Source organism: Vibrio sp. 1F279, from assembly GCF_041439815.1.
Taxonomy (GTDB): Bacteria; Pseudomonadota; Gammaproteobacteria; order Enterobacterales; family Vibrionaceae; genus Vibrio; species Vibrio tasmaniensis_A.
The window spans coordinates 1-25,843 of record NZ_JBGOOU010000014.1 but is presented as its reverse complement, the minus strand read 5'-3'; the positions used below and the strand labels follow the sequence as shown (position 1 = coordinate 25,843).

Here is a 25,843-nt window from a genome sequence, read left to right as displayed (position 1 = left end):
GAAGTAACGCGGATTGTTGATTATTTCAATGTGCAGTTAACAATGATCCCCTGTTTAACTGGTGTGATTTCCGTTTCAAAATCATAGCCCCAAACTAAAGTTGATGCTTTGTGACTAGGCGATCTTAACGCGTCATTAATACTATTAAACATGCTCTTTGGCAAGCTTGTATGGTGCGCCATATCAATCGCTTCTAATGACGTTTTTACACAATGTATTCCGGCCAATGTGAATGCAGCCACTAACTCATTGTCGGTACTACCACTGACCGGAATCATAGATGAAACACTCGATTGACTAACAAACAATGTTCCAGTTTCTAAATCTTGCTTTTTTGTACCTTCAATATCTTCCCATTTATCGGCGTTGCTATAACCAGCAACATCTAAGCGATGGAGCATTTCATTTACTGGTGGTAAGTCCTTTGCCAACACGGGCATACAAAATAATGATGATAGTAATAAAGCAATGGCTTTCATTTTCAATTCCTTAAAATAAATTCGGTTGACGGTTCTTAACTTCTATCTTGCGCATTTTAGCCACTACGCGATAGATATGCTGCATACTTTTATCGTATTTACGTGACAGCTCTTCAACATTCGCACCATTGAACTCACGCCAGATAGACAGGTTCATGATTTCAGATTCGAGCTGTCTGCCGCGTGGAAGGTAAAGCTGAACACCACCAAACTCTTTGCAAATACGATGCAGTAAAACCACCGCAAGCTTTGGATCGGTTTCGTTCTTAACGAGTTCATCTTTAAATATGCAGTAGATTTGGCGCATGGCTTCTGGCCATCGTTGGTGCTCTTCATCGTCTGCTAGTTTTTCAACTTCTTCTAGGCTTACATTCTTGTAACCAAACAAGTCTTGGTTTTCTTCACTCATCACTGCCTCCCATCCACATGGCATACCTTCACATAGTATAAATACAAAAACACCCCGCTTGGCGAGGTGTTTGTAGTATATGGCAGTGTTTACTGGTCGGGCACGTTAACCAGTTTTGTAGTAGTTACTTGCATAATGTTCAGCTAATAGCTCGTAACCAGCTGGGCCTGTGCAATCGTTGTTCGATGGAATGCGACCACCACTTTTAGTGATCACTTCGGCCATCAATCGATAGTGCCATTTCTTTAAAGCTTCTAACACTTCAGCGGCCTGAGCTGACTTAAGCCAAACCGCCTTTTCAATGCCACGTCCATTTGATGCAGTAGTCATGCGTTTCACATAAGCATCAATGGCAACGTCGTTCGCATTACGGATAAAGCCTTGTTTGTGCATGGTATGCCAAATCGCACGAATCTTTGTTACTTCTGGTGCTCTTGCTTGTGGCTTGCGTTTTGGTTTAAAGCCTAGCGATTTCATTCTGTCTAACACTTTGGTTAGTTGAATGTCGTTCAAGCCTTTTGCACTTCGCTTACCTGTGCATTGCTCAAGAACGTCACGATAAGAATCATCTTCCATGGCAAGATCACGCTTAGCGATTTGGACAAGTTTGAGTAAGTTAGACATTTTGATTTCCCCTAATCCCTTAACCTGCTGCCGAAGCAACGCCAAACGGAAATTGTAATTCAAACACTTCGGCATCTAATTCACTTACTGAAGTCCCTAAATCCGTTTCATATTTTGAATGGTGAGCATCGACTTCACATTTATTTTTAAAAACGGTAATGTCGTTATCACCGATGGTAAAACTATCAAAGTCACTTGTATCAAAAGGGCATTCATTGAGTACCTTTTGAAGCTTGTTAAACCAAGCCTTTTCTTGTTTAGTGAGTGTCGCCATAAATCCTCCTAATCTGCTGATTGCTTACTAGCATCAGCTAAACAACGCTTACCTGATGCTGTAAATACGACATTGCGATGAGTTTCAAATACATCAACAATCGCTAAGGTGTCACCATACTTGCCTTTCCAAAAATGAGTCTCGCCACTTGGGTACTTATCAACCACGATGTTTAGGTTATCGACAAACCCTTTAACCTTCTTTAGATCGTCAGATTGCATTTTAACCTCCTAAGCCGCTTTACGTTTGGCGTTCTTGCATTCCAACTGACAAGCTTTGCACCAACTCTGCAACCCGTCTGGGTTTCTTCTGCATGGCGACCAAAACAAGGTGTCTTGCGGCCAATACTCTTGGCAGTGAGGGCACCATTTCTGCAAGCCTAGTTCAGCATCGAGTATGGCTTTACCATTCGCTAAGCGGCGTTGTAATAAACCTGATTTCATTAGTGGTGTGTATTCACCAAACATAATAAAAACCTCCTATAGCTTTGTGTTGTACTGGCTGCTCATCAGTACCTAGCAACCACGCTAGGCAGACAAGCAAGGCGAACCTTGCTTGTTTCGCTTATGCCGCAAGGCACGTTGCTTTAGTCAGTTCTAACCCTTCTAGCTTTTTGAACTGACGACACAGCACAGAAGCTTTTGAGAAGTGAGGGACATGAAAGGCAAATATCTCATGTAGGTCTGGATACAATTTTTTAACTCGACGCTTGCCAAAAATTTTCTCTAAATCCTTTTTGTGCTTTGCGGAGTATTTAGCTTTGGTTTTTAAGCACCAAACGTCAGCTAATATCTCAGGGGCCTTATCACTAATACCGTTCTTACCTTCACTAAAACTTGTCCATTCGCCTTTGATGAACCCATCAATATAAACCTGTAAACACGTTTTCGATTCAGACTCACGAACGCGTTGTACTGACACTTCATGACCTTTGTAATTAAAAGCGATAGCAACCCAACCACCTGCCATTTCCGCTTCAATCTCAGCCCACATTTCTTTTGTAATTGGTTTGCTCATTCTTCATATTCCTTTTCATTGCTTGATATGGATTTCACTCGCTTCGCTTTGGGCAGTGGCGTATTGCGCCAATCACCGCAGTGGTTATCTGCCCATTGCTCTGCTTCGATTTGAGAGCAGCGGCGAAACTTCATGATGTATTTGATTAACTGGTTAGGCCGCTTCGCTTTCGTCTTTTCCATTGAGTTCATCCATCATGTCTTCGTACTCTTCACGAACGTTCGAACTGGACTGATTTAAAATGAACTTCAGTGCTGCGATATAGCCTTCTTCAAACGTGCTATCTGGAAATGCAGTGCCGTCTTTTTCAATTAAGGCTTCAGCCATTTCAATTTCTAGATCAACCACTCTGCGAGTGTGGGCAGTAGTGAAAGAACGTTGCAGTGGGTTAGGCATTGTCATGTTCACATTCCTCTTTCAGCAGTGAAGCCAATTGTTGTTGGCAGTACTGGTTTCTATAGATGGCCCAGTAGCGATTATCTTTTGATAACGCCACCTCAGACGCTTGAAACCACTGTTCAGCAGCAACGCCAAACTCACTAAGTTGTTCAGATTCAGAAGCCTTTTCAGCAAGCTTCATGTAGTAGCTAGATTCAGGCATGGGAGTAACCCTCTTTTCGCTTGTCGTACACCGTGACAATGTTGTTGTTTCGAATTAGGAAGTAGGCGCAGTCACTTTCTAAAATTCGCTTTGGCTGCCAACCTGATTCGCATTTCATTATTCTTCGCAGTCTGTTCTTGCTTGGGCGGTTAGCTTTCGCCACCGCCTCTACAAGTTGTGGAAGGCTGCGACCCGTACGTTGTCGCCATCTTTCGATAGCATGGCGACTGACGTTTATCTCTCCATATCGGGTGCTTATCAGTAACATTTACACCTCGCTATAGCTTGGCGATATCAAGGGCGATTTGTTTGTACTGACCGTCACCTTGGCGTTCATAAATACGTAGGTAAGGTGTTTTACCGATAACCTTGATTGAGTCGGCAATGGCGTCCATCGCTTCTAACCAATCAGGGTCGGTAATGTTTAACTGGCGAAGGCTAAGTACTTGGTTAACATCGATGTGACCTTGCTTGTTTACGCGGAAAGATAAATCAACCAGGGCTTTAATTTCATCGCTTGAATTTTCATTCCAACGGTTAATGCATTCGTCAATTTTTGCCTTAGCCGCTTGGATGCGTTCATCGAACACGCGGTGCTCTCCAATTGAGCGTTGCACCTTGTATTTGCCATCAAACGAAAGCAGCGTAACGTTGCCTTTGGTGCCTCCGTATTTCACATCAAATTCAGCAGAGCTTAGGTCTACAAAATCCGCGACATTCTGCATGGCTTCTTTCTTAAACAGCGCAAGGATTTCTTGTGTCGCTATCGCTTTTTTTACGATGTCGGCAACAACATCATCACGCAGTAAATCAACGTCTTTGATTTGGCTTACGGGTACTTGGTGGCCTTGGCCATTGAAGCGGAAACCGTCTTGTGGTTGGGTTTGATTAGTCATTGTTTTTCTCCACGATATTGAATGTAAAAGCGCCGTCTTTTTCGGTAACTTCAACTTCGTCGAAGTCTGTTGCATCTAGAACTTCAATGGCAGTTTCAAGAGTGAATAAATCGTCTTTCGCGATGTCTACTTTCTTTTCTAAATGCAGACGTTGCGTATCTAAAAGCTCTAGGTATTTTTCTTTGCTAATGGTTTTCATTTAGTTCTCACTTATTAAAAATTCTTAGGCTGCACAGCAATAAGCTCAGGTGCGTATGGGTTTAAGTACTGAGTCATGTACTTCGCGTTAATATTGTCGGTCTCACTTTCTACCCAACGAACTAGGCAACCGCTAAGCTTTGCGATGTGTGAAACTTTAAGTGTCTTACCCGCCTGTTCACGCACTTCGTTTGATTTACTAACAAGCCATACAGGTGGAAACTCGATGGTAATTACAGGGATGGCAATGCCAGTGCTTACATTCACAATCAAGCTTCCTGCCGTTTCTAGTCGAGACATGGCGTTAGCCACAGCGCGACGTTTTTCATTTAGATGCATCATTGGTATTTCCCCATTCCAAGTGCTAGTTTCCATAAGTTGCTAAGACCTACAGGTGATTTGATGCCATCAATCTTCTTAGCCTTTTTTTCTAAAGAAGGCTTAGCAATAGTTCCAAGCAATGGCTTTTCAACAGCCTCTTTGATTCCCAAACCTTGGTTGAGTCGATACCTTAATGTGTGCACGCTCATACCAAATGCCCTTGCTATACTTGGTATTCCAGCAACACCTTTGTATTCAATTTCGCGAACGCTCATATCTCACCTCAATCGTTGGTTTCTAATTCAGCAAACGCTTTGCGCAGCACTTGCTCACTAATGGTCTGGTCTTTGGAAAACATCGTCGCCAGTTTGAGTGTTTTGCTTAGCAATCTAAGGCCACCTGGACGCTCACTGATTTGCAGCATTAACCCGCGTTCAGACTCGCCGTTTACGTTCCAAGCATCAGCAATGGCACGAACGTCTGCTTGCTTGGTTTTGTGGATGCCACGTTTCTTGCCTATACGTGAAAACAAACGGGCAAAATCTTCATTACGACGCCCCCCCGTAAACTGGGTGTAAACTTTGTTATTGCCCGCCATCACCATGCCAACCTCGCAATACTCTTGAATCGCTCTGAACTCCTCTAAAGCTTCATATTTCAAGTGATCAGCTTCATCGATAATGACCAATCCATTCGTCCCAATGAGCCTGTTTCTAATCGCCCTTGCTAAGGCATCTTTTCTTCGAGGAGCGTTAGTTAGCCCTAGCTCCATCGCCAATTCGTAAAGGCAACCAACTAAGCTTGAAATGCTCGGGCTAATCGTGATCATCCATACGTTATTATTTGACTGCATGTAATTACGAAGCGTCTTCGTTTTGCCGACACCAGAGGCTCCATAGATACAAGCAATATCTGACGAGCCATGCGCATAACGCAGGTCATCGATAATCTGTTTTGCGGTTTGGGTCATCACAAAGCCAGGGTCTTTACTTGGCGTGGCATTACGCTGTTCTCTCATGCGTAACCACTGGTTCAGTTTTTCAATCATCTTGGCTGGGTCAGCTTTGTATGAACCGTTCAAGATTTGGCTTAGCGTGGCAGGTGATACGCTGATCTCTTTTGCAATCTGAGACGCTGAAACAGCCTTCGATTCTGTTAATGCACGAATGCGCATTAATATGTCGGTTTGCTTCGCTTCTGCATTGCCTAGTTCAACTACGTTTGTATTCATATCAATCTCCATTTATGGAAGGTTTAAATAGGGTTTAAAGCTTGTTTTTGAATTTCTGTTCAAACAGGTTTGAAACGCTTTGGCTGAAGTTCTGTTCGTAGTCTTCTTCTTCATCTTCTAGCGCTATGGCCTTAGCCGCCGTGTTGCCAATCGAAACGGGTCTGAATGGTTCAACCACTTTGGTTTCAGGTAGCACTTCTTCTTCAAGCGGCTTCATCATTGCGGCCACTTCCAGTGCATCCATTTCTGTTTGAGCTTGCGCAGCAATCTTGTTCGCTTTGGTAAATTGTGTGCGCTTGCGTTTGTGCTCTCTTGCCGCTTGCGTATCACCAAATCCAGTCTTATCGAGACATTCAGCGGTACAAATTCGAACGCCATTCAAGGTGTAAACTTCGATAGATTCATGCAGCTTTAATGGGTCGAAACGTGCCACGAGTTTTTGGCCAACATGGTTCATCATCGATTCGCTGTAATAGCGGTTCTTGCGGCCTTTCAAACTTCCGCCAGCGTCCAGTGAAATGGTGCCGTGTTTAGACACTCTTACTGCCTCAGCTTGTAGCATCATCATTTGCAATTGGTCGGTGGTTGCCTTGCGTATTGCTGCCGTTTCATAGCTGGCATTGAACGCTTGGTTAAAGCTCATAAACCCTTTGCACACTTCGGTGTGTCGGTTCTCTCTCGCGTTGTACATTTCCACGCCTTTAGCGATGGCTTGTAGAAAGTCTTCCGCGTCGATCGCCTTGCTTCCGTAGTTGTCTGGTTTTGCCATTGGGTTCGGGCCTGTATAAGCGCCACGGCAAAGTGGATGTTTATCGATGTACTCTTCAAGGCCACCCACACCAAACGCACGTTCTATCGGTTTGGCTTGGCCGTGACCTTTGCCTAATATCACGCTCGACCAGTGCAACTTGATATTCATCATTGGGATGATGCCAAGGGGATCGTCTGCTTTTACTTTGAATCGGTAACGGTTAGGAACGCCGCCCGTCATCCATTTATTTGCAGCAGCTCTGGTGTTATCCAAAGTCAGCTCTTTAGGCACACCGAACTTTTCACAAACGTCCATTAAGGAAAGGCGAATGCTGTCTGTGTTTTCACTAATGTCACAACGCCAGCCAACAATTTTGCGGCTGTAGATATCTTGCCAAAACCACGTTTTAGGACGAAGAATTTCACCGTTAAACCACTTCACAAACACGTTGTGTTGATAGCCATCGCCGTTAATCCATTCCAGAGCGTGAAGCCCTTCAACGGTACGTTCTTGCGGTGGGAACATTTGATGCAGTGCGTGTTCACCTTCACGAAGCATGATGCGTTGTTGCACAGGCACTTCATGTTCAAGGCGGCGTCCTAGACTTTTTAGGCTTGGTACTTTCCAACCTTTAGATGGAGCCGTATCAATAAGGCGCTCATAACAAACCGACATAGCAGGTTGCTCTAGGCTCAAGTAGTCAGCTTTGAAAAACTCCCACGCTTCAGGTGTGATGTAAGCAAACTGATTCGGCTTTTGAGTTTGGGATGATTCAAAGTTTTTAGGCAGCAGAGCTGGAGCCCAATCACATTCGTCTATTCCCTTCACCTTCGCGCAGCTGCGGCGCAAAGTAGAAAGTGCCACGCCATATTCTTCAGATACCGATTGATAAGCGTCCATCAACTTGATGCCGTTATTCTTAAGTGCAAAGACAGCTTGAACGGTGCGCAATGCTTGCTGTGCTTTCTCTTTGGCAGCGTTGTTGTTCTTACTCCAACGAGCCCAAAGCGCTTCACGGCAATACGACTGCTCGCTTTTCTTTTTCGGCAACTCAAGAACCTGATCCCCAACTTGAACTTTGCCTTGTTTTTTCATCAGAGCTGTTTGAGTTTGTATTGGTAGTGAATTCATTGAGAACTCGTAAGCAACACCCTTAACGCCTTCTTTTTGTCTAAACTCCCATCCATTTTTCTTTGCCATTCTCGATATATTTTGAGAGTGCTCTGGCAACCCTGGAAGTCCAACCAATTCTTTTGTCGTAAACCAATTAGTCATAACCCACCCACTTAAGCTGCGTTATGAAAAGATTGATATCGTGAAGGCCACACATCTTCAGGCTTCATTCCCAACGCCTTTGCGATAATGATTTCGCCATTTCGGTAGGATTTATCTAAAGCATTTTTTAATGTATGAGGAGAAAGTCCGTTCTGTCTTCCTAAAGAACGTAATGAAATTTTTCGTTTCTTTAATTCAGCAACGATGTCTTCTCGCGCCATATCTCTTTTATTAAGGCTCATATCATGCGATCCTCTTCCTATTAATTTGAGCTACTCCATGAAGTAGCTCACGAGTTAGGAAGAGAATGGTTTGAATTCTTTTTGAAATCAATAGTGAATTCAAGTTGATTTCAATAAATATCGCCAAGCCCCACCTAAGTGATTGATTATAAAGGGTGGTATCTGTTTATATTTTTTGAAATCAAAATGATTCCAAATAGGAGCTTTTAAAATCATGAAGGAATGGTTTACGTCTGAAGAGATTTCACAACTTGAGGGAATGCCAAACACCGCAAGCAATGTCACTAGGAAGGCATCAAAAGAAGGGTGGAAGAAACGTCAACGAACAAAAATAAAGGGCGTAGCGTTTGAATACCACAGAAGCAGCCTTCCTCAATCAGTAATAGACTCCTTGGAAAACAACGAGGTACGAGAGCCTTCCGTTGCCTATCTTGGTGATACTATTAAGATTCCTGTCTACGACGTCACTGTGTCTGCGGGGCATGGCTGCATCCCATACGAACAAGACCAAGCTAATGAATACGTAGCAATCCAGAAAGAGCTTCTATCGCTCTATGGCGTAACGAACCGTAGAGAGCTATTCATTCTTCCTGTAAAGGGCGACTCCATGGAGCCCACGCTCTATGAAGATGACCTGGTGCTAATACAACGGATAAATTTAGATAGCTTTTTACATGAAGGGGTTTATGTCATTCGTCTGAAAGATGATTTATTCATAAAGAGAATTCAATACAACCATGTAAAACAGACACTTAAAATAAAAAGCGATAACAAAGAGTACGACGAAATGTTTTTCTCAGGAGATGACCTAAATGATATTGAGGTCATTGGTGAAGCGGTGCGTGTCCTGATGACGAGGATTAGAAAGGTTAGACTTTAACGCCTCACGTTTTAAATGTTTAAACTCGATTTAAACAGCGAACAAACAAAAACAGCCAGTGCTCACTTTGATAGTCTAAATCACATAAATTAGAAAGGATTGCTCAAATCAGCTAAAATTGCTCAACAGCCAAAAACGCAAGCGGGGCTCAAGACCTAAAATCTCAAACCCCGCACTGTATCTAGCTTCAAGCCTAATTTTATCCCACTTGATCCCTTGAAGGTCAGCCTGATCCCTAGTCCCTACTTATTGTTCATATCATTAGTCTCTATACAGTAACCGCAATTGAAAGACTTTTAGCTTGGTCTTTTGATTCAGCGTAATGGAAGTCATCGATACTAGGTCTCAGGCTCTCCTGATCCCTAGTACCTAAAAGCATACGAATGGCATCAATAATTGCGGTTTTCCCCGCATCATTTTCACCAACTAAAGTATTAAGCCCTAGCTGTAACGGCATAACCAACTTATCTTGCCCTTGCCCAAAACATCTAAAGTTCTCTATACAAAGCTCACTGATAAACATAACACTTACTCACATTCAAGAAATGAATGGATGGTAGCACATATGAGTTAAGTTACATTGCGCTTGGTCACTATCTCTAGTTAGTCAAAAAAATCAGTGTTTTATTGATTGAAAGGGCCATTTCCTGTTCTCCCTCCAAAGTAAGTAGAGAGACACTATGAAACGTTTAGTTCTGAACATCACACTCTTGGTATTCATGACGCTTAGTAGTATTAGTGCCATGGCTCATGATTCAAAGGTTAAGTACGGTATTGCGATATCTCACGATGGTGAGCAAATTGCGTATGGCAAAAGTGAGAGCGGGGAGAAGGCACTGATCTTCATTCACGGTTGGAGCTTAGACAGCCGTTCAACACAACGTTGATGAAAGCGGTTAAGTCAGTGAAGTAGGGCGCTGTAGTTGTTAAATGATGGATGTAATCGTTGATAGATAAAACTAAGGCCTCGCGTTTGCGAGGCCTTTTTGTTGGTTGGAGGTATTGCTAGCTAATTTCAGTCCCAATTTGCGAGTAATGATCGCATCGTTCACTCCTTTATGGTCCTTAAACGACGGCCTCATAGTTATATAAATGCTCTACCAACCACCTCTAGATACGTAACTAGCACCACTGTGATTAGTAGGGCTGACCGAATCTAGTAGGTGCTTTCTAGTAATAATCACTTTAACTATGCGTTTAGGACGTCCTGCTATGGCTAAGAAAATCATATTCATTCATGGTCGCGCTCAAAAGCCCGATAAAGCTCCCCTTCAAGCTCTCTGGTACGAGGCTATAGAACATGGCTTGCAGCGAGATTGTGGAGACTCAAGTTCGTTACAAGCCTTTAAGGATGTCGATAAACGGTTTGTCTATTACGGTGAACTATCAAACACATTGTTAGAGAAACCAACGGAAGACCCAGCAAGTCGACAGCAAGCGTTGTCTGAACTCAAAAAGTACAAGACAAGCCAGTTCAATAGAACAACGTATAACAAGGTATCTAAAATTGGTTTTCTAAAAGAGGCGTTAGCAGATACTTTTTCATCGCTATTTGGAAAGCTAGGTGTGGCTGAGACACTCATAACCAAGGTCGCGCCGGACATGGCGCACTATTGGAATGAAGATACCTATTTTGGTAGCGATGTCAGGCATAGGCTCATGGTTGAACTGAAGGAAGCGCTCGATAATCAGGATGACGTGATGATTGTATCGCATAGCCTTGGGTCGATGATCAGTTATGACGTGTTGTGGAAGCTGTCTCATTACGGAGAGTATAGACACGACTATGGAGCAGGCAAGAAGGTCAACTTATTGCTGACGCTCGGGTCACCGTTAGGCGATGAAAACGTAAAAGATAGGCTAAAGGGGAGCCGCTTGAAAGATGAGAAGAAGTACCCTTTAAACATTCAGCAATGGATAAACATATCGGCAGAAGATGATTTTATCTCTCATGACAGCAAAATTAGAAATGACTTTAAGGATATGCTCAAACTGGATCTGATACCCGGCGGAATGAAAGATATCCACCCAGTCTATAACCTTAATATTCGCAACAGAAAAAGCAATCCGCATGCTTCCATCGGTTATCTAATCAATCCTAAATTCATTACAGTACTGGACGAATGGCTCTCTAATTGATTTGGTTTTATCATCGCCAATTGCTTCGGTGATCGTTCGTTGAAACTTAGATAAAACAAGGCCTCGCATGTGCGAGGCCTTGTTAGACTCGTTCAACACAACACTGTTCAAAGTGATTAAGAATTTTTGTATTCGCAATAGTTAAGCTTTTTTGAAAGCGACTCTAGGCTAAGTTTTGCCAATGTGTCTTTAAAAGGCGAATTATGTAAGGCAGTAGTGAGGATGTCGCGCTCTTCTGCTGAAAGCAAATTAGCATGCCTGAATAAGACGTAATCTAATGCGACGTGCAGGTACAATGTTGAGAAGTCAGGTTCAAGCAAATCATCATTGTTATTCAACTGCTCGATAAGTGCTTTAACGCTTCTTTTAATACCTTCCTTTCCCCTAATCGTTAGCACGTTTTGCTCAGCTTCGAAGCGGCTCAGTGCAGCGCACCGAAAGGCCACTTCCATCAACGTTTTACTCACTCCCAATAACGATATACGTTGAGTGTCGCTAGCCTTGGTCACTGTTAGTTTTTCTGTTGGGTATGCTTGCATGAGGAACTCACAGATCGCTAAACTCTCGGTCAGTGCAACCCCATCACTGGTTTCTAGAACTGGAATGGTACTAAATGGATTAATGGCGACCAATGTGCTGGGTGTTTGCCACGGGTCGACCCATTCAAGAACCATTGGAGCATCACACATATAGGCCGTTGCCAGCACTGCTCTGGAGAATGGAGAGGTGTCGTTTAAATACAGTTTCATGAGCGATTCCTTTGCTAAGAACTTATTTGAGCAGTGTTTAATGTCTGCTGTTTGGTTGATGTAAATGCAATGCAGAGTATCGACAAAATCAGTGCACTCGCACTGATCATAAATAAGAGGTTATAACTGGTGAGTTGAGGGGCGTAGTGAGCCATAACGAAGCCGACTATTCCTTGCGATATAGCAAAAGCCATTGTCATTGCTCCCCAAGATTTCGTATGGAGCTGAGTCCCGACGATTTCTAAGGTGTAGGTTGATACCAGTGTTACGGTGCCAGGAGTAAACATACCTACCAACAAAGATGAAGCAAAAAGTGCTGTTTCACTGGTGCTTAATAGTGGAAGAGCAACCCCGGCAGCTTTACAAATAAACGCCGCTAATAGTGCTTTTTTAAGTCCAAACTTATCACCTAATATACCAGTTACTATTGGCCCAATCGCTGCTCCTATACCAAACACAGCCCAATAAAAACCGCCACTCGCAAAACTCATTTTTAGCTCTCGAACAATATAGTCGACCCAAAAAAGAGTATGAGGTAAATAACCAATGGCGCTAAAGGTGTAGGCTAAAAGTACGCAGCTAATACTAATGCGCTTATTCTTAGATAAGGCATCAAACGTCGATGGGCTTTTATCGCAATGGTTTGGTTTAGCTTCAAGAGCCCATGTGTTCCACGTCAGGACAGTTGCGAGAAAAGCGATCGCTCCCATACCTAACCATGCACTTTCAACACTTTGGTAGATAAGCAAAGGTATGATGGTTCCTGAAATCATCGCGCCAATGCCAATGCCTGAAAACACGACGCCACTGATTCTTGCTTTCATTTCTTGCGGGTGAAGGCTGGTGATTACGGGTGGAGCGAGTACCATAAGTACGGCTCCTGATACACCCGCTATGGTTCTAAGTGTTAAAAACCATTCAAAGGGGGCAGATTTTAAGGCACAACCGAGATAGCTAAAGCTACTTAACAACAAAGAGGCGCGTATGAGTGTGCCTGTTGAATAATATCTCTGTAAAAAGCTCGATGCAGGAGCTCCGAATATATAGCCAATCAGTGTTGCAGCGCCGAGTATGGAGGCATCTTCGCTTGAGAACCACCCACTTTGAATGAGCACAGGCATTAATGCTATGTAGGCAAAGCGACCAATACCGTTCCCAACTAATGTTGCTGCGAGCCCAGCGAAGGTGTTGCGGTTTAAGAGTTTTACGTGCTGCATATCTCGTACTGTTGGTTTTTATGTGTAACATTACGTTAACATTTAAACTTGAACTATCTAAGCTGAGTTTTTGCTCTAATGTTTAAGGTTTGATGACAACTTACATTTTTTGTAAGTGTTAGATTGGTCATTTACATCTCTAATTTCTAGCTAGTATAGGTAAAAGCTAATGGGAGAGGGGGGGAGTGACTGAACATCGATCGTTACAACTATAGCCATATGTTCAATGGCAAAGAATGCTCTCCCCCTCGAACGTTAATCTAAAGAGATCGTTTAAGTTTATTTGAGAGGCTTTGATGTTAGCTCCGTTCAACGCAACGTTGATGAAAGCGTTGAAGTCAGTGCAGTAGGGTGTTGCCGCTGATAAAGATTAGCTGTAACCGTTCGATAGATAAAACTAAGACCTCGCGTGTGCGAGGCCTTTTTGTGTTCCAGCTAAAACTCAATATTAATCGAGCTTAACGAAAGCTTGGGATAATCGCTGGAATCCCCGGTAGAAGGCCAACCAACGCCATTACACCACTTAGCACAATAAACATAATGCCAGGCAACACCCAACGGCTCATTTTACTAAGCTCACTACTACGTTCTTTACAACCGACTAAGCCTAAGTTATCCAACAGCATGGTGAGAGCCCAACCAAATGCAGGGTTAACGAGCGCTGAAGAAAATACAACAATCGCTGCTGATTGTGTGGTTTTCCCTTCACGCGTCATTTCCATTCCAGCTTCTAGCAATGGCACAAATACCCCAACAATCAGTGCTACACACAATACAGGTTGCCAGATAGCTAAATCCATTGGGTAACCCCAAACTGCGGCGATGATACAGAACAGAGCTGTGAGCAATGCGCCGGCAGGAATAGGGCGTTTAGCAATCGCCGCCGGTACAATATAAGTACCCCATGAAGACGTAAAGTTAGTACCACCGAGCAGAGAACCGAACGTTTGGCGAATTGAAGCCGTGGTCATGGTGTCGTCAATGTTCATGTGTACTTTTTCGGTACGCTCTGGGTAGCTGATCTTTTGAAATACTTGATGGCCTAAGAAATCTGGCGACCACATCGCCACGGCTAGAATTGCAAACGGCAATACCACCATGAAGTGTTCAATCGTCGGTAGGCCAAGCATCCAGCCTGTATCTTCTCCCCACCAATACATAGGGTTCATGTTAGGTAAGCCTGGCTCAGTGTGGAAAGCGAATGGGGCACCCATGGCAAATGCAATCGTACCACCCAGTAAACAACTAAGAGGTACGGCTAACCAACGTTTGCGGAAGTGTTCCAATAACGCGTACAAGATAATGGTGCAAAAGATGACGACAAACGCGATGTGGCTCATGCCAATTCCTTCAGCCCAAGCGAACAGCTTTTTCACTTGAGAAGCGGTTCCAACAAAGCCAAGGTAGAGCAATAATCCGCCACATACGCCTTTACTGGTGAGGTTGGCCAACATACTGCCACCTTTACTGATGGCTAAGATTAGGCCAAAAGCGCCAATCAGCAATCCAAACGCCATAGGGTGTCCGCCTGCTGCAACCACAATCGGAATTAAAGGAATGAGTGGGCCGTGTGTACCTGCGAGGTTCGCGGTCGGCAACAGGAAGCCAGAGAAAATAATAATGAAAACAGAGGCGATGAGGAGTTCATAACGAACGTTTTCTAGAATGAAGTCTTCATTTAATCCGAGAGCCCCAGCAAAGGTGGCTGCAATAGCGCCCACCATAACCACTTTACCAATGGTCGCCGCCATCGCTGGGATGGTGTCTTCTATCTCAAATCGATAATCTTTAAACGGCAAATTTGGACGCCAGCGCTTAGGCGACATGATTTGCAATTCGTGTTCTAGATACTGTTCTCGGGAATCAAATTCCGATCTTGGTTTATGTTGTTGTTCATAGGTGAGTTCATCCTCATTGGCTTGAGGCTTCTCTGTTTGTATATGTGCGGACTCTAAAGTAGTGCTCATTTTGATTCCTTTCGTTCACACTCTGAGGTGTGTTATTCCAACAAACGTTGTTGACTCACGGCATGAAGTGAAAAACAATGCGTCAACTTATCATTAAAAATTCATTAACATTTAGTTGTTAGTACCTTATACCAAACCAAAAAAAACAAATAGACTCAGTCGGTTAGACATTAGTCGTAGAGTCGGACGACTAGTATTAGACCCTGTAGATAGTATGTGTCTGTTTATTTGTAGGCGATGAGCTTTATTGGTAATAAATGAATATCTAACAAGAAATGCTTGGCGTTAAAGCATCAGATAACGTCCATCGACGAGTGCTTTCTGGGGTAACGTTTTTGGTTAAAAACTATTGATAATAATTCTCATTACGTTACCTTGTGGGCTCAAACACACTCATTGTTGCGGAGACCAACATGGAACACTCGGATATTACTCAACTGCTTATTCCAAAGAGCGATTGGACATCGCCTGATCTCTTTCTCTATGAAGGGGAAGACAAACTTCATCTGAGCTTAGAAGGCGCAATTCAATACAGTGGATTGAACAGCATTGGTGGCGTGGTTCTGGGCTTTAGGATGATCCAACATGCGGTGCAACTCGCGGCGGGTGAGCAGTCTTTGCAACGTGGTGGCATCAGTGTTTATACCGCGTTCCCTGGACGTGGTGCTCAAGATGCTTTTGAGTACACATGCCGCGCACTGCGTGATAGGCGCTATTGCTGTGATACCACATTGCATCACCCTGCAGCGCAAACCGGACAACGTGGTCAGTTCTTGTTTACGCTTCGCTTGAATGAACAGTCTATGGTGATGACGCCAGCAGACGGGCTTCCAAGAAAAAGCTATTTTGAGGCCGACAGACACGCACAAGAAGGTCGAGAGGCAGCATTGAGATGGCGTGATGAGAAGATTAACTTCGCCAATACGCTCTTGAGCTTGTCGCCAGAAGAGTGCTTACGCGTGTTGTAATTCTTTGTTCTCACTTACAGAATGAGCTCAAAAACACAATGAATAATAAGAGGTCGCTCCCTTTCAAGTGGGCGACTTTTTTGTATCAAGCGCTAACGGAAACCAGATTCCTAGTCGCGCTTAGGCTTGCTGGAATGACTCACTTTTAGTTTAGTGCGGTAGTCTAAAGTCTATGAGTTTCAGCAATCAACTTAAGCTGCCCGATCTCAATCCGCGACACATTTAGGCACGCAGGTGGTGCAGTTTTCAAAGCATTACACAGCTTACACTGACACGAAGTGATATAATTTTTGCCCAAAGCTTTGAAGAGCTAATGAATTAAAGGATGAGTACGATGGAAAAAACGATCTCGTTGGTACTTGGCAGTGGTGGCGCAAGAGGCTTGGTTCACGTTGGAATCATCCGTTGGTTAATTGAGCATGGCTATCAGATAAAATCCATCTCTGGTTGTTCAATTGGCGCACTTATCGGTGGTGTCTATGCGGCGGGTAAGTTGGATGAATTTGAAGAGTGGGTCACCAGTATCGACCAATCGGATATGGCGATGATGTTGGATTTTTCATGGCAATCGAGTGGTATCTTCAAAGGGGACAAGATCATCGAAACGCTGCGTGGGCTGATCGGCGAGATTTCAATTGAAGATCTGCCTATCCCTTATACCGCAGTTGCTGCCAACGTCGCCGATGAAAAAGAGGTTTGGCTGCAATCAGGCTCTCTGTTTGATGCCATTCGCGCTTCTATCTCTTTGCCATTGTTCTTCACTCCTCATGTGATTAATGGCGAAGCTCTGATTGATGGCGGGGTACTCAATCCCGTACCGATTGCGCCTACCTTTGGTGATAAGACAGACTTTACTCTTGCTGTGAACTTAGGCGGCGAACCTGAAATTGTTCAACAGGAAGTGATACCGGTTTCCCTACCAACAAAAGAGAGTAACCTGCATGAGAAGGTTGTTCATTTTATCGATAATCTCGGTAGCAGTGTAAAAAGCAAAATGAGCTTCAATTTTGCAGCCTACGACATTGCCAACCAAGCGTTTGATGCGATGCAATCGACCATTGCTCGTCAAAAACTGGCCGCTTATCCCGCCGATATTACGCTTGAGATCCCACGTAATGCCTGTGGCACCTTAGAGTTTGATCGTTCACAAGAGATGATAGATAGAGGCTACCATTTGGCACAGGCTAAATTGGGCAATCGACTTTAATGTATTTGCTGCTGAATGAGAGTATTTATGGAAACTGAACTAAAAGAGCTTGAACTTCAAGAGCTTATGGCAACAAAAGATGTCATCGTGCTCACTAGCTCAGAAGCAACTGCCGTATCTTGGTTGATAGAGTGTTATCAAGAGAACGCCGATATCCAGATTATCGAGAGCGCACACCAGCTAGATACTGAAGCGGTTTTGGCGCAATGCCGAAGCAGCCTGAGTGAAAATAAAAAGGTCATACTTACCGCGCAGTTTCGTAGCCAGCTCCCTATCATCAACATCGCTTCACTGTGTAATGAGAAGCGTAAATCACTAATCAATATTGAATTGTTAGGCTGGGACGAAGAAACTCGTCTTCCTCATTCTTATAGCAGCTTCTAGGTTATAAGAATTTCTAGCTTATAGCGGTTCCTAGTTAACCGCATTCGCTATATAGCAGCCGTTTTAGGTAGCAGACAATGTAAGCGCATTACTTCAAATGTCTGCCGCCATCTAGGTGTAAGGTTCTTCCTGTCATGTAGTGACTGGCCAACACAAACTTGATGCCATCGATTATTTCCTCAAAGCCCGCTTCTGTGGGAATCAGAGCTTTCTTCAGCGCTTTGGTTTTGTATGCCTCATCGTCATGCTCATTAAACTTAATCATGGCTGGAGAGAGGGTATTTACTTTCACCTTGGGAGCCAGCATCGCAGAAAACGACAAAGTCAGGTTATTGAGCGCCGCTTTACTGGCCGCGTAAGCGATGTGTTTTTTACTGCCTTTTTCTGCAACGTAGTCACTGATGTGGATGATGTCTGAGGTTTTATCGCCAGACATCAATTGGTCTTTGAGTGTTAAGTTGAACAGATAAGGCACGGTAGCGTGAATCGTCATCATCTGGTGCATGATTTGGGATGCATTGTCACTGGGGTTTGTCTTGTTCTCAGGTTTCCAGTCTGAAGCGTTATGTATGACGGCTCGGAGTGTCTTATATTCTTGACCAACATAGTGAAGAAAACTCTCTAGACTACTTTGCTGATAAAAGTCTACATGCTGCAAGTCGGCTCCACTGTCGCGCAACAGTTGCAATTGAGGATAGTCGTTGCGATAAGTGCCAACCACTTTGAATCCATCCGCTAAAAGTTGCTGCGCCAGTGCGAAGCCGAGTCGCTTTCCCACACCGGTTATTAATATCGTTTCACTCATCGTAAAAACTCAGCTCTGGTTTGAGGGTTAGTTTTGAAAATACCACCGAGAGCGGTTGTTGAGGTTTCAGAGTTTGCATCCATGACGCCTCTGGATTTAACGCAATAGTGCGTCGCTTTAATCGTCACTGCCACGTTTTCTGTTTCGACTAGAGTCTGTATCGCAACCAAGATTTGTTGTGTAAGGCGTTCTTGTACCTGAGGACGCTGAGCAAAGAATCGAACGATACGGTTTATTTTAGACAGCCCAAGAATCTTGTTTTCAGGTATATAAGCCACTTCCGCTAAACCATCGATGGTAATGAAGTGGTGTTCGCACGTCGACGTTAAATCGATATCCGATACCTTGACCATTTCATCAACCGACATTTTGTTTTCTATAACACTGATTTTCGGGAAGTTATCGTAATCGAGCCCTGAAAATATCTCATGGACGTACATCTTTGCAATGCGATGAGGTGTTTCAGCAAGGCTGTCATCGGTTAAATCCAGCCCAAGCGTACTGACCACTTCCGTCAGCAGTCCTTTGATGCGGTTGTACTTCTGGTTGGGATTCATTTCGCTCGGTGTCATTGGAGTTTCTAGTCCTCTTGCGAGCAAAGCTTCTCTTACTTTTTCGGCTTCTGTGTTTAGCATGACGCACTCCTTATGAATTATTGTCGTTGTCTGCTTCATAGCTCAGGGTGAGCGAAACAGAGTCAGCAAAACGTAGTGCATGAGGCTTGTCGATTCTCACTTGAGCGTATTTCACCCATGGATGATCGATACAGATGCCGAGTACGTCGCTGGTCAATTTTTCCAAAAGCAGAAACCTTCCGGATTCGACGTGTTGAATGATCTTCTTGCAGATATTTTTGTAGTTGAGTGCGTTCTCCACATCATCTGAGAGGCAAAGGTTGTTAGCGGGGTAGTGGATTTCTGCATTAATGACGATGTCTTGCTGCTTAGACTTTTCTTCTTCGTTGAAGCCGATGAAGGTTCTTAGTCTGAGGTTCGTAATAGTGATAATGGCGTTGTGATTCATAACAGTGTCCAATCCTTAGAAAGTGAAATCAGTTACGTGCTTGTTTTAAGAAAAGATCAGTAAAGCTCTGGTGATTAAGAGTTCAGTCGCTCCTTTAGCCGTTGTTCCTATTGCAGCAGTTCTTTTTTCAGTCATGTACGGGCTAAGTGAAACTGAGCTCGAACGGGATGGGTTCGGTTTTCTGACTTAACTGATCGAAGTTTTCCCAGAGCTGCTGAAATGAGATGTCTAGAGTGGGGTGGCGTTCTTGCGCGGCAACATCGACTAACGGCCTGAGTACAAATGCGTACTCGGTGATTTCGCCTCTAGGCAGCTCTACGCTATCAATAACGCCCACTTGATTACCATAAAGAAGGATGTCGATGTCCATCGTGCGTGAAGCATAGGCTTTGGTCTGACGCTTGCGATCATTCTCTGCTTCGATTTGATGCAGAACCTTAACCAGCTCTGCGACAGGGAGATCACATTCAAACCCAACGACAAGGTTTAGGAAGTTGTCCCCCTCGAAACCGACAGGCTCGCAATCGTAGAAATTAGAAATGTGCAGCGGTGCAAAGCGGTCATTCAATGCTTTGAGAGATTCTGTGACGTGGTGTTCGCGGTTAATGTTGCTTCCGATGCTGACATAGACGTTGGCCATAGTTTTCCTTCCTTTTAAGGAGCCTATACGTCCAACTCGCGAGGAAGATCAGCTATGTATCCTCTTAGAGGTTGGAGGACAAAAGAAAATACGGTTCTGCCGCAAATCGCGTCTGATAGTGATAGAATCCCCGCATCAGAATTATCGAGAATCTAGGTATTTATAGACAATGTTTATCCATCACGTTAACGGCATCGACTGGCTGGTGATTACAGCTTTTGAAGAACTGAAAACTATGTTTATCGAAGATGCAGGCCCAATCCCATCTTACTTCTCGACCGCCAGTGAATTGAGCCTGATTGATCAAGCCAAGCGCAGCTATGGATTTTTACCTAAACTCCGCGGTGTGATCACCGATACCGGCACGTATCAAAGTGAAAATCTTGACGAAGATTTGAACCCACAGCTTGCGTGTATCGTTGAAGGGCGAGGTCGAGTGTTTATCTATCACGGCGACTATGTGGCTTTTGTCGATGACGAACAAACCTTCATTACCCGAATGGACTGAGAGTGATTCAGTGGGTTTGGAGCGGTTGATTGGTTAATTGAATAATGGGTTGCGAATAAGCTGCTCTGTAGATAAAACTAAGGCCTCGCGTGTGCGAGGCCTTTTTTCTGTGTTGTTTAGCGAGCGAAATAACTTGGCCAGAAGCTCGTGATAATATACTGCCAACCCCCGTTCAAATATCCCCCTTAATTGATATTTTTCCCCTCTTTTGAAACACAGAAAAGATTGAGGGTAACAACATCTAATTTCCTATTTTTGTTTGTTATGCCCCTATGCAAACTCTTTATTATTCAGTGAGTTAATTTGTCCGTATTCTCTGGTAACTATTTGAAATACTAGGGGATACAGAAATGAAAAATGGGTTAGTCTGCGCATTAGCCGTGATGTTAATTGCGGGGTGCAAAGAATCGAATGAGCCAAACGTAACTGTAGTGGAACAACCGAGTGTCATCTCTCACATAGAGAAAACACCGGAACTAATTGCAGAATTAAAGGCACAGCCGACCATTGATGATCAACTTAGGCTTCTATATGAGCGTTTTGAATCCATGCTTGACCGCAGCGACTCTCTCACTGGTACTGATGAAAACAATGATGGTATCCGCGATGACATTGAGGCGTTTATTGATGCGTTAGAAGTGACCGAGCCAGTCCGAAAAGCCTTAAAGCAAAATGCCCATTACACACAAGAAAACCTCTATCACGATTTTTCACAAAAGACCGACGCTAATATCAAAAAAGCTCTATATATTTCAGATAAATACGGCAAAGTCATTGCTTGTAAGGAATTTGTTGGTATTGATGTGGATGACAGGATAAACACCTCCAACACAATTACAGCTCTAACCTATAACACCAAAGCTCGTACTATGGCGTACTTAGCTTATAATCATTTACAAGATGGATCTGTAAGTACACTCCTTCCTGCTGAGGCAAAATATTGTGAATAAGCTAGTCACCCCGTTCAAATCTCCCCCTTAATTGATATTTTAACCCTCTTTTGAAACACAGAAAAGGCGGAGGGTAACAACATCTAATTTCCTATTTTTGTTTGTTATGCCCCTATGCAAACTCTTTATTATTCAGTGAGTTAATTTGTCCGTATTCTCTGGTGTCTATTTGAAATACTAGGGAAACAAAAATGAAAAATTTGTTAGTTTGCACTTTATCGGTGATGTTAATTGTAGGATGTAAAGGATCTAATAAGGCAATTGAAAATGGAGTGGAACAACCGATTGTCATATCAAACATAGAGAAAACACCTGAGCTAGTTGCGGAATTAAAGGCACAAGAGACAATTGATGATCAACTTAGGCTGCTTTATGAGCGTTTTGAACCCATGCTTGACCGCAGTGACTCTCTTACTGGTACGGATGCAAACAATGATGGTATCCGCGATGACATTGAGGCGTTTATTGATGCGCTAGAAGTGACCGAGCCAGTCCGAAAAGCCTTAAAACAAAATGCCCGTTACACACAAGAAAACCTCTATCACGATTTTTCACAGAAGACCCATGCTAACATCAAAAAAGCCCTCGAAATTTCATACAAGTACGACGAAGTCCTCGCCTGTGAAGAGTTTGTAGGAATTGATATTGATGACGGCATAAACACCTCCAACACAATCACATCTCTCACCTACAACACCAAAGCTCGTACTATGGCGTACTTAGCTTATAATCATTTACAAGATGGATCTGTAAGTACACTCCTTCCTGCTGAGGCAAAATATTGTGAATAGGCAAACAATATTACTCATATTAGTGGTTTTACTGCCATTCAATGCAATCGCTAACTCATGCAAAATAGAAGGTTACACTATCGCCTTTTTTAATGGGGTAGCAACAACCAAAGAACAAGCTAAAAGGGGACAAAAGAAGATCAAAGCCACTTTAGGTATCAGCCAATACAAAAGTGAGTCTGTCGAATACCAGCTTTTCTATAACGATTCTTATATTGAAGGAAGTGGCCTTAACGTACTGGCTGATTTTGCTGAAACCTTTGACCAAAGAACTTCCGAGTTAGAGCAGAAACAATTCGACCGGTGGGAGGCCTTTTGGGACATCGTAAGCGGTAGGCAAAACAGCGCTATCATCAAAAAAATCAGCGCCACATTTACCTGGTTTGCTGGATTCGTTCTCGACTTCACAAACCAAACCATCAATGCAACCATCACGACATTTTTAAAAGAACTAGCCTCACTTGTTGATGCCCCCGAAACCAGCCAAACTAGAATGCAGCATCATCTTTTAAATGACTCTCTTACGTGGAAAGGAAAAAAGCTCATTTACATCGCGCATTCACAAGGGAACTTGTGGGTAAACGAATCGTACAAGCATGTTACATCTCAATACGGTTACAGTGCCGATAACATTCGCGTCGTTCACATCGCTCCCGCTTCTCCAACCCTTAGCCCAGACAGTGATTATATTTTATCGGCCTCAGACCTTGTGATTAATTTGCTTAACTTTACAGGGATAGGCAGTGTTCCGCCTCCCAACACCACGATAGCACCGAGTAAATTAGACATTACTGGACACGGACTCATTCCTATTTACCTCACTCACCCCAAATCCATTGAGAAAATCAAAGCGTCGGTCGATAAAGCTTTCACGTCTCTTACTAAACCCGAGATGGAAGATTTTTTGTTTAAAATTGAGTTCGATTATAGTGCGAGCTATGACTCACTTCATGATAATCCTGTTTATGAAATTGTTGACGCTAATAAAACTGATGATTTTGGGTCTTACCTAAGGTTTCCTTCTTTTTATCTCAGCCTGAAAAATGAGTCTTGGCCTAAGAAGACGGTGGATTCTTATGTACAAGATGAAGATAGATTGCCATTTAGAGTTGAGAACAATGCTGTGGTTTTGTTTGATACTTGTAAAAGCCCGAACGAGGCAATGAATGACATTCCATCGATTCCCTCGCAAGACACTTATATGTTCGTACAATGGCGAAATTTAAAACGCTTTGAGCTAGGTACATTTAAAGATATTTGGAGGTCAAGAAAGATGACCGATAGATATGGATTGGTAGATGAAACCCCAATAGCATTTCGAGATATGGACGACGACTATTTCATTTGTGCTGGGGATGGAGATGCTATTGAACTAGAAGCAACACAACACTTTTATAATGAGGAGCAACGTCAGTATTTAGTCACTCAGCATTTGTCTGGACGCTATGATGTGTCGGCACGTTATGCTGTACCTTTTCAAAGTTTTCATCCTACTAATCTCTGTCAAGGCCATTGATTACTAGCTACGTTGAAGGTTCAGGCTATGTCCATATGCTAGAGCAACCAAAGCAGTTTAATGAAAAGTTGATGAAAGCGGCTAAGTTGGTGGAGTCGGGGGACAACCTTTCGATAGATAAAACTAAGGCCTCGTGTGTGTGAGGCCTTAGTTTTGAGGCTGTTACAATAAACCGATCTCTAACGGGTAATTGGATAGAAGTGTTCTAGTCCATGACAATTAGAGTCGTTACTATCCTTACCAGATATCTTCGATTAAAGAGTCTTTAAGCTGCGCAGCTGCGGCAATGTTTTCTTTCGACATGTACTGTTTCACGTCGATTATCTCTTTCTCTGCATCCGAGTTTCCGTATTCCTGCGCGACTTCAAACCATGCTAGCGCTTTAACAAAATCGCTCCATGTACCGTGACCATTACGGTAGGCGTAACCAACGGAATATTGACCATAATCGTTGCCCTGCATTGCGGCGTGAGTGTAATACTCTAATGCTTTTTTTGCGTCTGTAGTTTTGAAACCACACGGTTTTTTGTATCGCGTAGAAGAGTAAATATCACCCATCTTCACATAAGAAAGTGTATGTTCATCTTCTTCAATGGCTTTGCTAAATAATTGCATCGCTTTAGAGCAACTCTTTTCAACGCCTTGTCCATTTAGGTAAGAAATACCCAAATTGTACATAGCACTTGCATCGCCTAAGTTAGCCGATTGCTCAAACCAATACGCAGATTTGGAGAAGTCTTGAGTGACGCCTTGACCTTCATCGTATGAAAATGCGAGTTGATACATAGCGTCAGAATACCCCGCTTTTGCAGAAGCTAGGTAATAATCGTTGCCTTTCTTTAGGTCGATAGGTGTACCTTCACCATCAAAATACATTACGCCTAATGAGTAGAGCACATAAGGGTCTTTGCTGGTTTCAGCTTTGTGGTACCAAGCCAGTGCTTTTTCGTATTGCTCTTCGTAGTAATAATTATCTGCCAAGGTAATCATCGCTTTTACCTCACCAGATTCCGCTACTTGATTCATGTACTCATATCCGCGTTGTAAGTTCTCTTCATACATTGAATCTTCAATTAAAAGGTTAGCAGCCTGCATTAGCAATTCGTTATCGCTAGACGTTTCTGCGTTCTTTAAAAGTGCGAGTTCTTCGCCTTCAAAAGCTTCTATCTCAAGATCGTATGCAAAAGTGCTAGCGGATAGCAGCAGCGACAGTGACGTTAAAAAAGTACAACTTTGTTTTATCATTTAAGCCATTTCTTATATTAGTAATGTTTCACATGAATATAACAAAACAGCTTTGAAAATAAAGGAAATTTCGGGATATCGAAAACCGAATTCACGACAATGAGACCTAGGGCATCTCAATATACTGGAAGCAACCAAGACTGGTTAATAAACGTTGACCCAAGCGATTAACTCAATGGCTTAGGCGCGGAAATTAGGTGGCACTGAGTCAGTAGCAATGGACAGAGCTCTATATGTGCCGATAATGATCTAGAGGTCTTTAAACCCAAGTTATCGTGACACTCATTACCTGACTGGCAGCTTGGTCTTTGTTTTTACCTGACCGAAGGCGAAGCTGGATTCAATCGAAGCAATATTGGGCAGGCGGGTTAATTGCTTGCGGATAAACTGCTCGTAGCTTTTTAGCGACTCGCTGACTACATGCAATAGGTAGTCGTGATTGCCCGTCATTAGAAAGCACTCTAACACTTCATCAATCACTTCGATGTGCTGTTCAAAGTCTCGCATGTTCTCTTCTGTCGGCTTTTCAAGTTTCA

Annotated in this window: 38 protein-coding genes and 1 other RNA gene; 10 read left to right on the top strand and 29 right to left on the bottom strand. The window is 43.3% G+C overall.

Features of this window, described 5'->3' with window-relative positions; genetic code table 11:
• Positions 1-20: 20 nt before the first annotated feature.
• The 19 genes from ACED60_RS12090 to ACED60_RS12000 form a co-directional block, all read right to left on the bottom strand.
• Complete coding sequence (locus ACED60_RS12090; protein ID WP_371727644.1) at positions 21-479, bottom strand: hypothetical protein; 459 nt, start codon at positions 477-479, stop codon at positions 21-23.
• Positions 480-489: 10 nt separating this feature from the next.
• On the bottom strand, positions 490-888 hold the full coding sequence (locus ACED60_RS12085) for a Mor transcription activator family protein (RefSeq protein ID WP_069669238.1): 399 nt from the start codon (positions 886-888) through the stop codon (positions 490-492).
• 105 nt (positions 889-993) lie between these two features.
• Entirely contained in the window at positions 994-1,512 is a 519-nt protein-coding gene (locus tag ACED60_RS12080; RefSeq protein ID WP_371727643.1) for a gp16 family protein, read from the bottom strand.
• Between the two features lie 19 nt (positions 1,513-1,531).
• Complete coding sequence (locus tag ACED60_RS12075) at positions 1,532-1,786, bottom strand: hypothetical protein (RefSeq protein ID WP_371727642.1); 255 nt, start codon at positions 1,784-1,786, stop codon at positions 1,532-1,534.
• Positions 1,787-1,794: 8 nt separating this feature from the next.
• Positions 1,795-2,007, bottom strand: a complete 213-nt coding sequence (locus ACED60_RS12070; protein WP_371727641.1) for a hypothetical protein — start codon at positions 2,005-2,007, stop codon at positions 1,795-1,797.
• Between the two features lie 9 nt (positions 2,008-2,016).
• Positions 2,017-2,253, bottom strand: a complete 237-nt coding sequence (locus ACED60_RS12065; RefSeq protein ID WP_102367791.1) for a hypothetical protein — start codon at positions 2,251-2,253, stop codon at positions 2,017-2,019.
• Positions 2,254-2,281: 28 nt separating this feature from the next.
• Positions 2,282-2,352: hammerhead ribozyme type II (locus tag ACED60_RS12060), an RNA gene on the bottom strand.
• Positions 2,351-2,803: a hypothetical protein gene (locus ACED60_RS12055; RefSeq protein WP_371727640.1), complete on the bottom strand. Its 453-nt coding sequence runs from the start codon at positions 2,801-2,803 to the stop codon at positions 2,351-2,353. The genes ACED60_RS12060 and ACED60_RS12055 overlap by 2 nt, the downstream gene beginning before the upstream one ends.
• A complete protein-coding gene (locus ACED60_RS12050) occupies positions 2,800-2,985 on the bottom strand; it encodes a hypothetical protein (protein ID WP_102533485.1) in 186 nt (61 codons plus the stop codon). The genes ACED60_RS12055 and ACED60_RS12050 overlap by 4 nt, the downstream gene beginning before the upstream one ends.
• Positions 2,957-3,205, bottom strand: coding sequence for a hypothetical protein (locus ACED60_RS12045; RefSeq protein ID WP_371727639.1), 249 nt, complete (start codon positions 3,203-3,205; stop codon positions 2,957-2,959). Before ACED60_RS12045 ends, ACED60_RS12050 begins: the two co-directional genes overlap by 29 nt.
• Entirely contained in the window at positions 3,192-3,404 is a 213-nt protein-coding gene (locus tag ACED60_RS12040; RefSeq protein WP_016076452.1) for an ANR family transcriptional regulator, read from the bottom strand. The genes ACED60_RS12045 and ACED60_RS12040 overlap by 14 nt, the downstream gene beginning before the upstream one ends.
• Positions 3,397-3,672, bottom strand: coding sequence for a hypothetical protein (locus tag ACED60_RS12035; protein ID WP_102367796.1), 276 nt, complete (start codon positions 3,670-3,672; stop codon positions 3,397-3,399). The genes ACED60_RS12040 and ACED60_RS12035 overlap by 8 nt, the downstream gene beginning before the upstream one ends.
• Before the next feature lie 10 nt (positions 3,673-3,682).
• Complete coding sequence (locus tag ACED60_RS12030) at positions 3,683-4,300, bottom strand: DUF3164 family protein (protein ID WP_371727638.1); 618 nt, start codon at positions 4,298-4,300, stop codon at positions 3,683-3,685.
• A complete protein-coding gene (locus tag ACED60_RS12025) occupies positions 4,293-4,499 on the bottom strand; it encodes a hypothetical protein (RefSeq protein ID WP_371727637.1) in 207 nt (68 codons plus the stop codon). Before ACED60_RS12025 ends, ACED60_RS12030 begins: the two co-directional genes overlap by 8 nt.
• A 14-nt stretch (positions 4,500-4,513) precedes the next feature.
• Positions 4,514-4,840, bottom strand: a complete 327-nt coding sequence (locus ACED60_RS12020; RefSeq protein WP_371727635.1) for a hypothetical protein — start codon at positions 4,838-4,840, stop codon at positions 4,514-4,516.
• On the bottom strand, positions 4,837-5,094 hold the full coding sequence (locus tag ACED60_RS12015; protein WP_371727634.1) for a hypothetical protein: 258 nt from the start codon (positions 5,092-5,094) through the stop codon (positions 4,837-4,839). The genes ACED60_RS12020 and ACED60_RS12015 overlap by 4 nt, the downstream gene beginning before the upstream one ends.
• Before the next feature lie 8 nt (positions 5,095-5,102).
• Complete coding sequence (locus ACED60_RS12010; protein ID WP_371727633.1) at positions 5,103-6,050, bottom strand: AAA family ATPase; 948 nt, start codon at positions 6,048-6,050, stop codon at positions 5,103-5,105.
• Positions 6,051-6,084: 34 nt separating this feature from the next.
• Entirely contained in the window at positions 6,085-8,076 is a 1,992-nt protein-coding gene (locus ACED60_RS12005) for a transposase domain-containing protein (RefSeq protein ID WP_371727632.1), read from the bottom strand.
• Between the two features lie 11 nt (positions 8,077-8,087).
• Positions 8,088-8,318, bottom strand: a complete 231-nt coding sequence (locus ACED60_RS12000; RefSeq protein WP_016076459.1) for a helix-turn-helix domain-containing protein — start codon at positions 8,316-8,318, stop codon at positions 8,088-8,090.
• Positions 8,319-8,532: 214 nt separating this feature from the next.
• Between ACED60_RS12000 and ACED60_RS11995 the strand changes: the two genes are divergently transcribed.
• A complete protein-coding gene (locus ACED60_RS11995) occupies positions 8,533-9,198 on the top strand; it encodes a S24 family peptidase (RefSeq protein ID WP_371727631.1) in 666 nt (221 codons plus the stop codon).
• A 268-nt stretch (positions 9,199-9,466) separates the two neighbouring features.
• Here ACED60_RS11995 and ACED60_RS11990 read toward each other — a convergent pair whose 3' ends face one another.
• Positions 9,467-9,721, bottom strand: a complete 255-nt coding sequence (locus ACED60_RS11990) for an AAA family ATPase (RefSeq protein WP_371727630.1) — start codon at positions 9,719-9,721, stop codon at positions 9,467-9,469.
• Between the two features lie 157 nt (positions 9,722-9,878).
• Here ACED60_RS11990 and ACED60_RS11985 point away from each other — a divergent pair, with 157 nt between their 5' ends.
• Together ACED60_RS11985 and ACED60_RS11980 are read left to right on the top strand one after the other, a co-directional pair.
• Positions 9,879-10,085 (top strand): hypothetical protein, encoded by a 207-nt coding sequence (locus ACED60_RS11985; protein ID WP_371727629.1) that lies wholly within the window; start codon positions 9,879-9,881, stop codon positions 10,083-10,085.
• A gap of 325 nt (positions 10,086-10,410) precedes the next feature.
• Positions 10,411-11,337 carry a hypothetical protein gene (locus ACED60_RS11980; protein WP_371727627.1) on the top strand — a complete coding sequence of 309 codons (927 nt, stop codon included), beginning with the start codon at positions 10,411-10,413 and terminating at the stop codon, positions 11,335-11,337.
• A 116-nt stretch (positions 11,338-11,453) separates the two neighbouring features.
• On the opposite strand, the gene ACED60_RS11975 is transcribed toward ACED60_RS11980, so the two are convergent.
• The 3 genes from ACED60_RS11975 to ACED60_RS11965 all read right to left on the bottom strand — a co-directional run bounded on the left by ACED60_RS11975 (position 11,454) and on the right by ACED60_RS11965 (position 15,270).
• Complete coding sequence (locus ACED60_RS11975; protein ID WP_371727626.1) at positions 11,454-12,086, bottom strand: glutathione S-transferase family protein; 633 nt, start codon at positions 12,084-12,086, stop codon at positions 11,454-11,456.
• A gap of 14 nt (positions 12,087-12,100) precedes the next feature.
• Entirely contained in the window at positions 12,101-13,303 is a 1,203-nt protein-coding gene (locus tag ACED60_RS11970; RefSeq protein ID WP_371727625.1) for a YbfB/YjiJ family MFS transporter, read from the bottom strand.
• Between the two features lie 458 nt (positions 13,304-13,761).
• Positions 13,762-15,270: a DUF3360 domain-containing protein gene (locus ACED60_RS11965; RefSeq protein ID WP_017087374.1), complete on the bottom strand. Its 1,509-nt coding sequence runs from the start codon at positions 15,268-15,270 to the stop codon at positions 13,762-13,764.
• 413 nt (positions 15,271-15,683) lie between these two features.
• Between ACED60_RS11965 and ACED60_RS11960 the strand changes: the two genes are divergently transcribed.
• The 3 genes from ACED60_RS11960 to ACED60_RS11950 all read left to right on the top strand — a co-directional run bounded on the left by ACED60_RS11960 (position 15,684) and on the right by ACED60_RS11950 (position 17,829).
• Positions 15,684-16,238, top strand: a complete 555-nt coding sequence (locus tag ACED60_RS11960) for a hypothetical protein (protein WP_371727624.1) — start codon at positions 15,684-15,686, stop codon at positions 16,236-16,238.
• 334 nt (positions 16,239-16,572) lie between these two features.
• Positions 16,573-17,445 carry a patatin-like phospholipase family protein gene (locus ACED60_RS11955; RefSeq protein ID WP_009846992.1) on the top strand — a complete coding sequence of 291 codons (873 nt, stop codon included), beginning with the start codon at positions 16,573-16,575 and terminating at the stop codon, positions 17,443-17,445.
• Positions 17,446-17,460: 15 nt separating this feature from the next.
• Positions 17,461-17,829, top strand: a complete 369-nt coding sequence (locus ACED60_RS11950; RefSeq protein ID WP_371727623.1) for a hypothetical protein — start codon at positions 17,461-17,463, stop codon at positions 17,827-17,829.
• A gap of 88 nt (positions 17,830-17,917) precedes the next feature.
• Here ACED60_RS11950 and folM read toward each other — a convergent pair whose 3' ends face one another.
• The 4 genes from folM to folK all read right to left on the bottom strand — a co-directional run bounded on the left by folM (position 17,918) and on the right by folK (position 20,297).
• Positions 17,918-18,634, bottom strand: a complete 717-nt coding sequence (gene folM / locus ACED60_RS11945) for a dihydromonapterin reductase (RefSeq protein WP_231900036.1) — start codon at positions 18,632-18,634, stop codon at positions 17,918-17,920.
• Positions 18,631-19,269: a GTP cyclohydrolase I FolE gene (gene folE, locus ACED60_RS11940; RefSeq protein ID WP_017099742.1), complete on the bottom strand. Its 639-nt coding sequence runs from the start codon at positions 19,267-19,269 to the stop codon at positions 18,631-18,633. The genes folM and folE overlap by 4 nt, the downstream gene beginning before the upstream one ends.
• Positions 19,270-19,279: 10 nt before the next feature.
• Positions 19,280-19,657, bottom strand: a complete 378-nt coding sequence (folX, locus tag ACED60_RS11935; protein WP_017096429.1) for a dihydroneopterin triphosphate 2'-epimerase — start codon at positions 19,655-19,657, stop codon at positions 19,280-19,282.
• 142 nt (positions 19,658-19,799) lie between these two features.
• On the bottom strand, positions 19,800-20,297 hold the full coding sequence (folK, locus tag ACED60_RS11930) for a 2-amino-4-hydroxy-6-hydroxymethyldihydropteridine diphosphokinase (protein ID WP_371727621.1): 498 nt from the start codon (positions 20,295-20,297) through the stop codon (positions 19,800-19,802).
• Positions 20,298-20,466: 169 nt separating this feature from the next.
• Here folK and ACED60_RS11925 point away from each other — a divergent pair, with 169 nt between their 5' ends.
• From ACED60_RS11925 to ACED60_RS11910, 4 genes are all read left to right on the top strand, one after another.
• Entirely contained in the window at positions 20,467-20,805 is a 339-nt protein-coding gene (locus tag ACED60_RS11925; protein WP_009846986.1) for a hypothetical protein, read from the top strand.
• 350 nt (positions 20,806-21,155) lie between these two features.
• Positions 21,156-21,755, top strand: coding sequence for a chromosome partitioning protein ParA (locus ACED60_RS11920; protein ID WP_371727620.1), 600 nt, complete (start codon positions 21,156-21,158; stop codon positions 21,753-21,755).
• A 191-nt stretch (positions 21,756-21,946) separates the two neighbouring features.
• A complete protein-coding gene (locus tag ACED60_RS11915) occupies positions 21,947-22,546 on the top strand; it encodes a chromosome partitioning protein ParA (protein ID WP_371727619.1) in 600 nt (199 codons plus the stop codon).
• The gene (locus ACED60_RS11910; protein WP_371727618.1) at positions 22,539-24,062 is read left to right on the top strand and encodes a hypothetical protein; all 1,524 of its coding nucleotides are present in this window, start codon (positions 22,539-22,541) and stop codon (positions 24,060-24,062) included. Before ACED60_RS11915 ends, ACED60_RS11910 begins: the two co-directional genes overlap by 8 nt.
• A gap of 237 nt (positions 24,063-24,299) precedes the next feature.
• Here the strand turns inward: ACED60_RS11910 and ACED60_RS11905 are convergent, their stop codons facing one another.
• Both ACED60_RS11905 and ACED60_RS11900 read right to left on the bottom strand, forming a co-directional pair.
• Positions 24,300-25,307 carry a tetratricopeptide repeat protein gene (locus ACED60_RS11905; protein WP_012604167.1) on the bottom strand — a complete coding sequence of 336 codons (1,008 nt, stop codon included), beginning with the start codon at positions 25,305-25,307 and terminating at the stop codon, positions 24,300-24,302.
• Between the two features lie 285 nt (positions 25,308-25,592).
• A partial coding sequence (locus ACED60_RS11900) for an Lrp/AsnC ligand binding domain-containing protein (protein WP_371727616.1) occupies positions 25,593-25,843 on the bottom strand: 251 nt, incomplete at its 5' end.